This is a genomic window from Pseudomonas sp. MYb185, from assembly GCF_002979975.1.
GTDB lineage: Bacteria > Pseudomonadota > Gammaproteobacteria > Pseudomonadales > Pseudomonadaceae > Halopseudomonas.
Window position 1 is genome coordinate 1 of sequence record NZ_PCQD01000012.1, and the last position, 12,794, is coordinate 12,794.

The following is a 12,794-nucleotide window of genomic DNA, read 5'->3' on the forward strand; positions in this document are numbered from 1 at the left end:
CGACCCTCCATGGCCTTGAACGGGGATTCGAAGTCACCACCTGGAAGGCCGGGTTCCATCCCGGCCTGCGGTGTCTCGGGCCGCGCCGCTGGTCGAGATGGAACTCGACCCTCCATGGTCTGAACGGGGATTCGAAGTCACCACCTGGAAGGCCGGGTTCCATCCCGGCCAGCGGTGTCTCCCGCCGCGCCGCTGGTCGAGATGGAACTCGACCTTCCATGGCCTTGAACGGGATTCGAAGTTCCACCTGGAAGGCCGGGTTCCATCCCGGCCCGCGGTGTCTCCCGCCGCGCCGCTGGTCGAGATGGAACTCGACCCTCCATGGTCTGAACGGGGATTCGAAGTTACCACCTGGAAGGCCGGGTTCCATCCCGGCCTGCGGTGTCTCCCGCCGCGCCGCTGGTCGAGATGGAACTCGACCGGGTCGCGATCGCCCCTCCAATGGGTCAGTCAAGCCGGGGCCGTACTATCCCTGACCATCCACCCGCACCGCATCGAATGCCCCACGCCGCAGCGCCAGCAGCAGAAACACCGCCGCCATGCCGGCCATCAGCAGCGGCAGTGCGTGACTGCTCAGCCAGCGGCTGGCCGCACCCGTGGTCAGCGGGCCAAACAGGCAGCCAGCACCCCACAACAGGGCGATATGGGCATTGGCGCGCACCAGGGCATCATCCCGGAATCGTTGCCCGACCAGGATCAGCGACAGGGTGTACAAACCACCGGCACTGGCGCCGAACAGCATCAGCACCGGCCAGATGAAGGGGCTGTGCAATAGCAATGGCATACTCAGGCTGCTAGCCAGCAATACCAGTCCGCAGAGCCGAAACAGGGTGGTGCGCCGGACCTTGTCGGCCAACCAGCCGATCGGCAGTTGCAGTACCGCATCGCCCACCACCACGGTGCTGACCATCAGCAGCGCCAGCGCCTGGGCGAACCCCTCGCGGATCAGATACACCGGCAGCAGGGTCAGCACCATGGCCTCGAAGCCGGCGAACAGAATCACCGCCCAGGCCACCGCCGGCATCCGCCGGACGAAGGTCCCCACGCCACGACCCGACGCGTTCCCGGCATTCACCTGCGGCGCTCCATCGACCTGCCACAGCACCACGGCGCCCAGCAGTAACAGCATGATGGAGAGCCAGAAGCCGGCATCGGTGGTGGTGCCGAGCAACCCCAGCAACAGCGGCCCGCACAGTTGACTCACCGCAAAGGCACTGCCATAGACCGCCACCAGGCGACCGCGCAGGCGATCCTCGACCAGTTGGTTGATCCAGCTTTCACCAAGGATGAAGGTGATGGTCAGACTGCCACCGAGCAGCAGGCGCAGCACCAGCCACAGCCCGTAATGACTCCATACCGTCAGCAACCCCACCGAGACCGCACTGCTGACCAGCGCCAGCCGCATGCAGCGCTCCGAACCCAGATAGCCGGCCAGATGCCCGGCCAGCCGTGCGCCGAGCAGGATACCGATCGCCGGCATCGCCGCCATGATGCCGATGGCAAAGGCGTCATAGCCCCATTGATCCAGGCGCAGCGACACCAGTGGCAGGGTGATACCCATGGCCAGACCGACCACCACCACGGCTGCAGTGACTATCCAGTAGGTGCTCCAACGCATCGACTGCCTTCTCCGACTACGTTAACAGGGCTGAAAACATACGCCCACGCCATGCTACATTCAATATATTTGACAGTCACCGGGACACAGCCATTACCCCCAACCGGGAATCTCCACCGCTGAGCACAGAGAAACACTGCCGCAGGCCATGGTTACCACTCACCTTCCCGTTTGTTTTATTTGACACAGACTAGGAACAAACAATACCCACTGTCCCGTTGCAGGAGGGTGTCACCATGAACAACCCGCTCGCCGCACTTTCCACCTCGCCGACTGCAGGTTGGACGCGGACTGGGTTACCACGGCGGATGATGCTGCTGCGGGGCAGCCAGCCGCTGCGCACAAAAAAATCCGATACACCATGGTCTGGACGTGACCAAGCGGTTACATTCCTCGTCAGCTAATCTATTCGAATAACGCCCCGGCGGGCGAGATGTGCGCCCGTCTACTGACATGGTTGGTATGTATCACCACCATGCGGGCCCTGCGAGGAGTCTTGCGAGATGTCGCGTTTGCCGGTCATAGTCGGCTTCGGTGGCTACAATGCCGCCGGCCGCAGTTCGTTCCACCATGCGTTTCGCCGTACCGTGATCGAATCACTGCCCCCTGCCGAGCGCCAGGAAACCCTGGCCGGACTGGCTGTACTGATGAAGCTGGTGCGAGTGGAGAACGATGCTTACCTGGACAGCACCGGGCAAGTACTGACGCCCGCTGATATCGAGCAGCGTTTCGCCGATCAGATTCTCGAGGGCACCCTGGTACGGCGCATAGAGAAGCGCCACCTGGATGTGGATGCCGCGCACTGGCACAAGAGCCTGCCGGTCGGTGTCGATGCGGCACAGCCGCTGTCCTTCATCACCCTGGCCAAGCAGCTGCCGGAGCCGTTGCCGGCGGGCTGGAGCGTCGAGCCGCTGGCCGGTAACGAGGTGCGCGTCAGCATCGCCGCCGACTGCGAGCTGAAGGTCGACAGCTACCGCCCGCTGGCAGTCAAGTCCGCCGGCCAGTTGCCTACCGGCTTCGAGCCGGGTGAGCAGTACAATTCGCGCTTCCACCCCCGCGGTCTGCAGATGTCCATCGTCGCGGCAGCCGATGCGCTGCATTCCACCGGCCTGTCCTGGCAGCATATTCTCGAACAGGTCGAGCCCGACGAGGTGGCGGTCTTCGCCAGCAGCATCATGAGCCAGCTGGACGAGTTCAGCTTCGGCGGCATGATGCAGTCGCGCCTGAAGGGGCATCGGGTCAGCGCCAAGCAGTTGGCACTGGGCCTGAACAGCATGCCGGCGGACTTCATCAATGCCTATGTGCTGGGTAGCGTCGGCACCACCGGTGCCATCACTGGCGCCTGCGCCAGCTTCCTGTACAACCTGCAGAAAGGCATCGAGATGATCGGCAACGGCCGCGCCCGCGTGGTGCTGGTCGGCAGCAGCGAGGCACCGATCACCCAGGAGTGCATCGAAGGTTATGGTGCCATGAGCGCGCTGGCCACCGAAGAGGGCCTGCGCAATATCGAAGGCCGCGACGATGTCGATTTCCGTCGCGCCAGCCGGCCGTTCAGCCACAACTGCGGCTTCACCCTGGCCGAATCCGGGCAATTCTTCATGCTGATGGATGACGAGTTGGCACTGCAGCTGGGCGCCGATATCCACGGAGCTGTACCGGATGTGTTCGTCAGCGCCGACGGCTTCAAGAAGTCCATCTCCGCGCCCGGCCCGGGCAACTACCTGACCATGGCCAAGTCGGTATACAGCGCCATGCAGATCCTCGGTCCGGAGGCGGTACGCCAGCGCAGCTTCGTGCATGCCCACGGCTCCAGCACCCCAGCCAACCGCGTCACCGAGTCCCAACTACTCGACGAGGTGGCGGCCGCCTTCGGTATCGAGGAGCTGCCGGTGGCCGCGGTCAAGGCATTCGTCGGCCATTCCCTGGCCAGCGCCAGCGCCGATCAGCTGGCCTCAGCCCTGGGTACCTTCAAGTACCAGATCCTCCCCGGCATCAAGACCATCGACCATATCGCCCCCGATGTGCACCAGAAGCATCTGCGCTTCAGCACCAGCGATGTCGCGCGCAGCGACAATCCGCTGGAAGTGTGCTTCATCAACTCCAAGGGGTTTGGCGGCAACAACTCCAGCGCTGTGGTACTGGGCCCGCGCCCGGTGGAGCGCATGCTGCGCAAGCGCTACGGCGCAGAGCGTTTCGCCGACTACGAAATCCGCCGTGCCGAGACCCGCAAGGCAGCCGCCGCGTACGAGCAGCGGGCGCTCAAGGGCCAGCTGGATGTGATCTACAACTTCGGCAATGACATGATCGATGAGCGCGAGATCCAGATCAGCGCCGAACAGATGCGCATCCCCGGCTTCAGTCAGCCGCTGGTGTTCAAGAAGGACGGACGCTTTTCCGACATGCTCGACTGAGTCGCTCAGATGACAGGCCTCGTTGGAGCGAGGCTTTCATCAGATGTTGGTAACACCCCATTACGAGCAGGACGTTGCAGCCCACGGGCTCGAACAATGGATTGCCGCGCCCTTCGGGCTCGCAACGACGGATGCAAAAGCAGGCCCCCGCCCTCCCGTCATTGCGAACCGCTACGCGGTGAAGCAATCCACAGATCCCGGACTAGCCGGCACCTCCCCTGCGTTACCCGTATCCGTTACTTGCGCTGGCCGGCCATCGCGGCAATGAAAGCGGCCATCTCGGCGTTCTTGTCCGCTTCGATACGCTGCACATTGGGGTTCTGCCGGAGCTGTTCGAGCAGATCCCGCGCCTGCGGCCAATCGCCCAGCAGGTCGATACCGAACAGCTTCCGGCCAACCGCCTGGGCCAGATCGATGCTGAACAGGAACATGATGTCGGCGATGGTCATCTCGCTGCCGGCCACGTAAGGCGCAAAGCTGCCATGCCGACGCAAGGCGGCGACACCAGCCAGCAGGTCAGCCTTGGCCTTGTCCTTGACCGCCTGTTCCACCTTGCCGCCAAAGAACACTTCCGGATAGCAACTGCGCGCCGGCAGCTCGATATACAGCTCGATTTCCTTGGTCAACGCCCTGACCCGGGCACGGCCGAAGGGGTCGCTCGGCAGCAACGCCTTGCCACTCTGGGTCTCTTCGATATATTCCAGGATCACGTTGGTTTCACTGATGAAACCCTGCTCGGTTTCCAGGCACGGCACTTTGCCGCGTGGGCTCATCGCCAGGAACTCGGGAGTCTGGCTGGCGTGGATGGTATTGATCTCGAAATCCACACCTTTTTCCAGCAGGGCCAGTTTGGCCATGTTGAAATAGTTGCTGACGGCAAAGCCATGAAGTCGCAGCATGGGGTCCTTCCTGTGTCTTGTTGTAGGAATGAGGGTCAGTTGTACTCGCGCCCGTGGCGAATTTCCAGTCCATCACGCCGCTGAATACGACACCAGCATCCAGTTCACCACCGGCGTGCGTTTTGCGGCTAGACTGCGGGAGTAGATTACCCATTGGAAAAGGTGCTGCCCATGTCTCTGACAACCGAAGAAGTTGACGACATCAATCTGCTGGCCCAATTCAACCTAGGCAATACCCTGGAGGGGCTGAAGGTACATCAACGCGAGGCCTCACCCAACATCATCGCCGCCGCTGAGCGACTGCACCAGCGCGGCCTGATCACCATGGATGACGGCGGCTATCTGACCAGCCTGGGGCTGGAAGCCGCAGAGCAGGCGCAGCGCCTGCTGACCATTCTGCGGGCCTGACCGGTCCACCTCTGAGGGCATGAATGGCGCTGCTCTCGCAGCCCGCTTCATGCCCCTACTCGTCCAGCTCCAGTTCCAGCTCATCCCCGGTCAGTTCACCGATGACCTGGGCCAGCACGCTGCCGAGCGCTTCACCATCGCTGTCATGTGTCCAGCCCTGCTCCGGCTGATAGCCGAAATGCAGGGTACCATCGGGGGTGGCCAGCCACAGTTCCCGTGAGGCCGGCTGCCGGCCAATGACCAGCCGCGGGCCGCTCGCCAGCATCAATATCAGTGAACCCTCGGTCTGCTCCATGTCCAGATCCAGCTCGGCAGCATCCAATGCCTGCTCGATCCGGTCCTGAATCAGGTCAACCTGATGATGGAACTCGCTTTCAGTCAAATCACTCATTTGCCTTTCCTTATCCTGTTTCTGCGGCGGGTGCGTCGGACTCCCAGGCTCGGTATACTGCCGCATATTGTCCGTTTATCAACCAGGGTTCCATCATGAAACGATCCATCGCGGCGTTCTTTGTACTCCTGTCACTTGCGGGCTGCGGCCAGAAAGGCCCCCTGTACATGCCCGAAGAGACTGCCGCCCAGCCGGTTGATCCGGCCCGGGAAGAACTGATCCAGCAACCTACGGAAAACTGAAACATTTCATGAGTGAATTTCAATACCGCAATGGCGAACTGCATGCCGAAAACGTCGCCCTGTCCGCCGTCGCCGCGCAGTATGGTACACCCTGTTACGTCTATTCGCGCCGCGCTATCGAGCAGGCGTTCAACGCCTGGGATACGGCGCTGAATGGCATACCCCATCTGGTCTGCTTTGCCGTCAAGGCCAACTCCAACCTGGCGGTACTGAATGTGCTGGCCCGCCTGGGCTCCGGCTTCGATATCGTTTCCGGCGGTGAGCTGGAGCGGGTACTGGCCGCCGGTGGCGATCCGGCGCGGGTGGTGTTCTCCGGCCTGGGCAAGACCGAACAGGAGATGCGCCGCGCGCTCGAGGTTGGCATCAAGTGCTTCAACATCGAGTCGGCCGCCGAGCTGGAGCGCCTGCAGCAGGTCGCTGCCGCGCTGGGCGTCAAGGCTCCAGTGTCGCTGCGGGTCAACCCCGATGTGGACGCCATGACCCACCCGTACATCTCCACCGGGCTCAAGGAAAACAAGTTCGGCATCGACATCGCCCAGGCGCTGGCCATCTATCGCCGTGCGGCCGAGCTGCCGAACCTGGAAGTACAGGGCGCGGATTGCCACATCGGCTCGCAACTGACCGACGATACCCCGCTGCTCGATGCGCTGGACCGCATGCTGATGCTGGTCGACCAACTGGCCGAGGAAGGCATTCACATCCGCCATCTGGATCTGGGCGGCGGCCTGGGCGTGACCTACCGGGACGAGGTTCCGCCGACCCCGGGCGAGTACCTGGGCAAGGTCAGGGACAAGGTCGCCGGGCGCAACCTGACCCTGTTGTTCGAGCCGGGCCGCTCGATCGCCGCCAATGCCGGCGTGCTGCTGACCCAGGTCAACCTGCTCAAGCCCACCGAACACAAGAACTTCGCCATCATCGATGCGGCCATGAACGACCTGATCCGCCCGGCACTGTACAGCGCCTGGATGGGGATCGATGCGGTGCGGCCGCGCAGCGACATCGACGCCAAGGCCTGGGACATGGTCGGTCCGGTCTGCGAGACCGGCGACTTCCTCGGCAAGGACCGGGAGCTGGCATTGGCCGAAGGCGACCTGCTGGCGGTACGCTCGGCTGGTGCCTATGGTTTCGTCATGAGTTCGAACTACAACTCTCGCCCCCGTGCTGCCGAGGTGATGGTGGATGGCGCAGCCAGCCACCTGGTGCGCCGCCGCGAAACCGTCAGCGAGCTGTTCGCCGGCGAGTCGCTGCTGCCCGAGGCCTGACATGCTGCTGCGCTTCACCAAGATGCATGGCCTGGGCAATGATTTCATGGTCATCGACCTGGTGACCCAGCATGCCCAGCTGTCGCCGAAGCTGATCCGCCAGTGGAGCGATCGCCACTTCGGCATCGGCTTCGACCAGTTGCTGGTGGTCGAGCCACCAGGCAGCCCGGACGTGGACTTTCGCTACCGCATCTTCAATGCCGATGGCAGCGAGGTGGAACAGTGCGGCAACGGCGCCCGCTGCTTTGCCCGCTTCGTGCAGGACAAGCGGTTGACCGCCAAGTCGGAGATTCAGGTAGAGACCGCCGGCGGCCGCATCACCCTGCAGGTCCGCCGTGACGGCCAGGTTACGGTGAACATGGGCGCGCCGCGCCTGGCGCCGCAGCAGGTGCCGTTCCAGGCGGACAGCGAAGCGATAAGTTATCCCCTGCAGGTCAATGACCTGACGCTGGAGGTATCGGCACTGTCCATGGGCAATCCGCACTGCGTGACCCTGGTCGAGGACCTGGACAGCTACCCGGTAGCCGAGCTCGGTCCACTGATCGAACGGCACCCGCGCTTCCCGCAACGGGTCAATGCCGGTTTCATGCAGGTGCTCGACCAGCACCACGCCCAGTTGCGCGTGCACGAGCGCGGTGCCGGCGAAACCCTGGCCTGCGGCACCGGCGCCTGCGCTGCCGCCGTCGCCGGTATCCGCCGTGGTCTGCTGCAATCCCCGGTAACCATCCGCCTGCCCGGCGGCAACCTGAAAATCGAATGGGCCGGCCCTGGCCAGCCGGTGATGATGACCGGACCAGCCAGCCGGGTCTACGAAGGACAGATACGCGTATGAGCGAAACCAGTCAGCCCACCCAGGAGCTGGACGCCGCCCAGGTAGCGGATTACCTGCGTCGGCACCCGGCATTCTTTGTCGAATATGATGAGTTGCTGCCCGAGCTGCTCATTCCGCATCAGGCCGGCCAGGCGGTATCCCTGGTGGAGCGCCAGGTCAAGCTGCTGCGCGAGCGCAACATCGATGTGCGCCACCGCCTCAGCCAACTGATGGAGGTAGCCCGGGAGAATGACCGGCTGTTCGAGAAAAGCCGCCGGCTGATTCTCAACCTGCTGGAGTCCCAGGATGTGGAACAGGTGATCGCCAGCATCGAGGACAGTCTGCGCGATGACTTCCAGGTGCCCTTCGTCAGCCTGATCCTGTTCAGCGAAACCCAGCGCTTCTGCAACACCCGCTGCGTCAGCCACGGCGAGGCGCGGGAAGCCATCGGCCACCTGCTGGACAGCGGCAAGACCCTGAGCGGCGTGTTGCGCAGCCATGAACTGAGCTTCCTGTTCGGCGAACAGGGCAACGAGGTGGCATCCACTGCCCTGGCGCCGATCCAGCATCAGGGCCTGCATGGCGTACTGGCCCTGGGCAGCCGTGACCCGCAGCAGTACCGCAGTGCCACCGGCACCCTGTTCCTCAGCTACATAGCCGATGCCCTGGCAAGGGTGCTGCTACGCCAGCGTCCGCTGGCCGTCGAGCCACGGAGCCAGTAGTGCCCAGCGCCCCGCTGCTACCGGCACTGGATGATTTCATCGGTCACCTGCGCAGCGAGCGGCAACTGTCCGCGCGCACCCTGGAGGCCTACGGCCGCGATCTGCACAGTTGTTGCCGGTTCCTTGGCGAACATCAGGTCGATGACTGGAATGGGCTGGATACCGCCCTGCTGCGCCGCTACGTGGCCAGCCGACACCAGGCGGGATTGTCCGGGCGCAGCCTGCAGCGCGAACTCAGCGCGGTGCGCAGCCTGTACCACTATCTGATCCGCGAGCGCCGCTGCCGGCATAACCCGGCCCTGGACCTGCGCGCGCCGAAAGCGCCCCGCAAACTGCCCAGGCTGCTGGACGCCGACCTGACCACGCAACTGCTCAACGACGATGGCGACGACGATTGGCTGGCACTACGCGACCATGCCATGCTCGAGCTGTTCTACTCCTCCGGCCTGCGCCTGTCGGAACTGGCCGGACTGAACATCGACCAGCTCGACCTCAACGAAGGCGAGGTACGGGTGGTCGGCAAGGGCAACAAGACCCGCCTGCTGCCGGTCGGACGCATGGCCCGCGAGGCGCTGCGCCGCTGGCTCAAGGTACGTCCGGCAACCACAGATACCGCCCAGCCGGTATTCGTCGGCATGCAGGGACGGCGCCTGACGCCCCGGGCGATCCAGTTGCGGGTACGGCGCTACGGCATCGAACACATCGGCCAGCATCTGCATCCGCACATGCTCCGCCACTCCTTCGCCAGTCACCTGCTGGAGTCCTCGGGTGACCTGCGCGCGGTGCAGGAATTGCTCGGGCATGCCGATATCAGCACTACCCAGGTGTACACTCATCTGAACTTCCAGCATCTGGCCGAGGTATATGATCGCGCCCACCCACGTGCCAGACGCAAGTCCGAAGACTGATCCGCGAGCCTGCCGAGATGATTCAATTACTGACCTTCGATCTGGACAACACCCTGTGGGAAACCGAGACGGTGGTGATGGCCGCCGAGCAGACCTTGCTGCAATGGCTCGACCAGCATGCTCCGCGCTTCACCCAGCAACTGGATGGCGACACCCGCCGTGCACTGCGCCAGGAAGTGCTGGCGGCTGATCCGACCCTGCGCCACCGCGTCACCGCGCTGCGCATCGCGGTGCTGGAGCATGGCCTGCGCAAGGCCGGCTACACCCCCGAACAGGCTACCGAGCTGGCCCAGGCGGGATTCGAGGTATTTCTCGAGGCCCGCCATGCACTGACCTTCTTTCCCCACTGCGAGCCGCTGCTGGAGGAGTTGGCCAGACACTACCAGTTGGCGACCATCTCCAATGGCAATGCCGACGTGCGTCGGCTGGGGCTGGAAAAGTACTTCAAGATCATCGTCTCCGCCGATGAGATCGGCCTGAGCAAGCCAGACCCGGCGCCTTTCCTCGCTGCCCTGGAACGGGCCGGCGTGGAGCCACAGCAGGCGCTGCATATCGGCGACCATCCGGTGGATGACATCCAGGGCGCACGCGGTGTCGGCCTGCACACCCTGTGGTTCAACCGGCTGGGGCTGGCCTGGTCGGGCGCCGAGCGTCCGCATGGCGAAGTGCGCTGCCTGAGCGAGATTCCCGACTGGTTGAAGAACTACCAGGGTTGATCCAGCCAAACGCAATGGGCCTGCCCCGTCGGGCAGGCCCATGTCTACAGCGATACCTCAGATAGGTCGACTGCCGTATTTCCCTTCCGGCTTCTTCGGCGGGTCACTCAGGGCGTTGTTATCGACCTCCTGGACCTTGCCGCCACGGGCCAGGAATTCCTCCATCTGCCGCGCCAGCATTTCCCGCTCACGCGCCTTGGCTTCCAGGGATACGCCGTCAAGGGCATCATCCTGGGCCGCCGCCGCTTTCTTGCGTGGCTTTACCGCCGGCTCATCATCGACTTCCATTTCATCGGCTTCGTCAACGACACTGTTATCTACCTCTTCTTCCTGCAAGTCATCATCTTCGATATCGTCTGCGCTCATGGCGTTCCTCCGCTTGAAAACTTGGCTATATATAGCGCAACAGAGCGATTTGAAAAGGGGGAAAGAGAAAATTTTACCGAGTGTCGCCCTGTCTCCACACCGGCAGAGGACGTTCCTTCCCAGTGCGGCTGGACGAATCGCAGGTATGACAGGGCTCAGAGGTCGTACAGGCGGCCGCATTGTTCAGCCAGACGGCGCGTTTCGGCCTGCTCCATGGCCAGCACATTGCGCATCAGTTCGGCAGCCGCCGGGATAGCGGCGCGTCCGGTCATGGAAGTGTAGACTTCGATCAACTGGCCATGCAGCTCGAAGACCTGCTCGCTGATCTCATCGAACGATTTGCCGGCGAAGGTCAGCTCCCAGCGCGCCCTTGGCGGCACGTTTTCGCCAATGTGCTCGTACAACCAGGTCCTGCTTTCGGCCTCACCGGCGTGGGCACGGAATTGCTCCACGGTCCTGGCCATATCCCGCTCATGGCCGGCAATATACTCCATCAGCCAGCGGCTGCGCTGGTCGGTATCGGCAGTGATCGCCTGCTCCAGGCGATCGGCAATGACGGCATGCGCCTCGCTGGTCCACTGCAACAGGTAATCGTAGGTCTCAGCCTGCATGAGAATCTCCCTGGTGATTGGCTCGGGTCCTGCTTTGGACTACAGGCAGCACCGCAAGTTTGCAGTTTCTCGCCAGACAGCGACCCGGAAATGCAAACAGGGCGCCGAAGCGCCCTGTTGCAACCCGAACGAAGGGTTACTTCTTGCCGGCAGTGAACTCGGGATAGGCTTCCATCCCGCATTCGACCAGGTCTACCCCTACATACTCCTCTTCAGCAGTGATGCGAATACCCATCACCGCCTTGAGAATGCCCCAGACCACCAGGCTGGCGAGGAACACCCAGCCGAAGATGGCGATCACACCCAGCAGCTGGCTGCCGAAGCTGGCATCAGCGTTGGTCAGCGGCACCGCCAGCACACCCCAGATACCGGCCGAGCCGTGGGCAGAGATGGCACCAGCCGGGTCATCGAGCTTCAGGCGATCCAGCGCCAGCACACTGAACACCACGATCACCCCACCAACAGCACCGATCAGCATGGCAGACAGCGCGGAGGGCGACAGCGGGTCGGCGGTGATCGATACCAGGCCGGCCAGCGCACCGTTGAGTACCATGGTCAGGTCGGTCTTGCCGAACAGGATCCGCGAGGTGATCAGCGCTGCAATCAGGCCGCCGGCCGCCGCCAGGTTGGTGTTGACCATTACCTGAGCCACGTTGTTGGCCGAGTCAATGTCGGAGATCTTCAGCTCGGAACCACCGTTGAAGCCGAACCACCCCATCCACAGGATGAAGATACCCAGTGTCGACAGCGCCAGGTTGCTGCCGGGAATGGCATTGATCTGTCCGTTCGGACCATATTTGCCCTGACGTGCCCCCAGCAGAATCACCCCGGCCAACGCAGCCGCGGCACCCGCCATGTGCACAATCCCGGAGCCGGCGTAATCGGAGTAGCCGATGCCGTCCAGCCAGCCGCCACCCCAGCTCCAGGCGCCCTGGATCGGGTAGATGAAGCCGGTCATGACCACCGCGAAGGCGAGGAAGGCCCACAGGCGCATACGCTCGGCAACCGCCCCCGACACGATTGACATACAGGCTCCAGCGAACACGATCTGGAAGAAGAAGTCGGCACGATTGGAGTAATAGGGTGCATCATCTGCGCCTGTCATGGCGTCGGCGACACTGTTTTCACCACCGATCAGAAAGCCCAGGCTCGGGAACACCGCGCCGTCGGACGAGTACATGATGTAGTAGCCAACCAGCAGGTACATCACCGAGGCAATGGCAAACAGTGCAATATTCTTGGCGAGAATTTCAGTGGTACTCTTGGTGCGCACCAAACCGGCTTCCAGCATGGCAAAACCACAGGCCATCCACATCACCAGTACGGCACACACCAGAAAGTAGAACGTATCAAGTGCGTACTTGATCTGTACGATATCTTCCATTACTAAGCCCCCCAGATAGGCTTGGATTACTGCATGCGGTGCAAC

14 protein-coding genes are annotated in these 12,794 nt (G+C 62.9%); 8 read left to right on the top strand and 6 right to left on the bottom strand.

Annotated features, from left to right (window positions below; all coding sequences use genetic code 11):
* Positions 1-466: 466 nt before the first annotated feature.
* The gene (locus CQ007_RS15720) at positions 467-1,618 is read right to left on the bottom strand and encodes an MFS transporter (protein WP_105646786.1); all 1,152 of its coding nucleotides are present in this window, start codon (positions 1,616-1,618) and stop codon (positions 467-469) included.
* Between the two features lie 503 nt (positions 1,619-2,121).
* Here CQ007_RS15720 and CQ007_RS15725 point away from each other — a divergent pair.
* A complete protein-coding gene (locus CQ007_RS15725) occupies positions 2,122-4,029 on the top strand; it encodes a beta-ketoacyl synthase (protein ID WP_105646787.1) in 1,908 nt (635 codons plus the stop codon).
* A 236-nt stretch (positions 4,030-4,265) separates the two neighbouring features.
* Here CQ007_RS15725 and CQ007_RS15730 read toward each other — a convergent pair whose 3' ends face one another.
* Positions 4,266-4,928, bottom strand: coding sequence for a glutathione S-transferase family protein (locus CQ007_RS15730; RefSeq protein WP_105646788.1), 663 nt, complete (start codon positions 4,926-4,928; stop codon positions 4,266-4,268).
* 171 nt (positions 4,929-5,099) lie between these two features.
* Between CQ007_RS15730 and CQ007_RS15735 the strand changes: the two genes are divergently transcribed.
* Positions 5,100-5,336 carry a TIGR02647 family protein gene (locus tag CQ007_RS15735; RefSeq protein ID WP_105646868.1) on the top strand — a complete coding sequence of 79 codons (237 nt, stop codon included), beginning with the start codon at positions 5,100-5,102 and terminating at the stop codon, positions 5,334-5,336.
* A gap of 55 nt (positions 5,337-5,391) precedes the next feature.
* On the opposite strand, the gene cyaY is transcribed toward CQ007_RS15735, so the two are convergent.
* Positions 5,392-5,727: an iron donor protein CyaY gene (gene cyaY / locus CQ007_RS15740; RefSeq protein WP_158256785.1), complete on the bottom strand. Its 336-nt coding sequence runs from the start codon at positions 5,725-5,727 to the stop codon at positions 5,392-5,394.
* 95 nt (positions 5,728-5,822) lie between these two features.
* Between cyaY and CQ007_RS15745 the strand changes: the two genes are divergently transcribed.
* From CQ007_RS15745 to CQ007_RS15770, 6 genes are read left to right on the top strand one after another with little or no spacing between them, the layout of a single operon-like run.
* Positions 5,823-5,969 carry a lipoprotein gene (locus tag CQ007_RS15745; RefSeq protein WP_105646790.1) on the top strand — a complete coding sequence of 49 codons (147 nt, stop codon included), beginning with the start codon at positions 5,823-5,825 and terminating at the stop codon, positions 5,967-5,969.
* Between the two features lie 8 nt (positions 5,970-5,977).
* Positions 5,978-7,231, top strand: a complete 1,254-nt coding sequence (gene lysA, locus CQ007_RS15750) for a diaminopimelate decarboxylase (RefSeq protein ID WP_105646791.1) — start codon at positions 5,978-5,980, stop codon at positions 7,229-7,231.
* A gap of 1 nt (position 7,232) precedes the next feature.
* The gene (gene dapF, locus CQ007_RS15755) at positions 7,233-8,063 is read left to right on the top strand and encodes a diaminopimelate epimerase (RefSeq protein ID WP_105646792.1); all 831 of its coding nucleotides are present in this window, start codon (positions 7,233-7,235) and stop codon (positions 8,061-8,063) included.
* Positions 8,060-8,764 (top strand): DUF484 family protein, encoded by a 705-nt coding sequence (locus CQ007_RS15760; RefSeq protein WP_105646793.1) that lies wholly within the window; start codon positions 8,060-8,062, stop codon positions 8,762-8,764. Before dapF ends, CQ007_RS15760 begins: the two co-directional genes overlap by 4 nt.
* 14 nt (positions 8,765-8,778) lie before the next feature.
* Complete coding sequence (xerC, locus tag CQ007_RS15765; RefSeq protein ID WP_105646869.1) at positions 8,779-9,672, top strand: tyrosine recombinase XerC; 894 nt, start codon at positions 8,779-8,781, stop codon at positions 9,670-9,672.
* Between the two features lie 17 nt (positions 9,673-9,689).
* On the top strand, positions 9,690-10,388 hold the full coding sequence (locus CQ007_RS15770; protein ID WP_105646794.1) for an HAD family hydrolase: 699 nt from the start codon (positions 9,690-9,692) through the stop codon (positions 10,386-10,388).
* Positions 10,389-10,445: 57 nt separating this feature from the next.
* Here the strand turns inward: CQ007_RS15770 and CQ007_RS15775 are convergent, their stop codons facing one another.
* From CQ007_RS15775 to CQ007_RS15785, 3 genes are all read right to left on the bottom strand, one after another.
* Entirely contained in the window at positions 10,446-10,754 is a 309-nt protein-coding gene (locus CQ007_RS15775) for a hypothetical protein (RefSeq protein ID WP_105646795.1), read from the bottom strand.
* 155 nt (positions 10,755-10,909) lie between these two features.
* Positions 10,910-11,365, bottom strand: a complete 456-nt coding sequence (locus CQ007_RS15780) for a hypothetical protein (RefSeq protein ID WP_105646796.1) — start codon at positions 11,363-11,365, stop codon at positions 10,910-10,912.
* A gap of 136 nt (positions 11,366-11,501) precedes the next feature.
* Entirely contained in the window at positions 11,502-12,749 is a 1,248-nt protein-coding gene (locus tag CQ007_RS15785) for an ammonium transporter (protein ID WP_105646797.1), read from the bottom strand.
* Between the last annotated feature and the right edge of the window lie 45 nt (positions 12,750-12,794).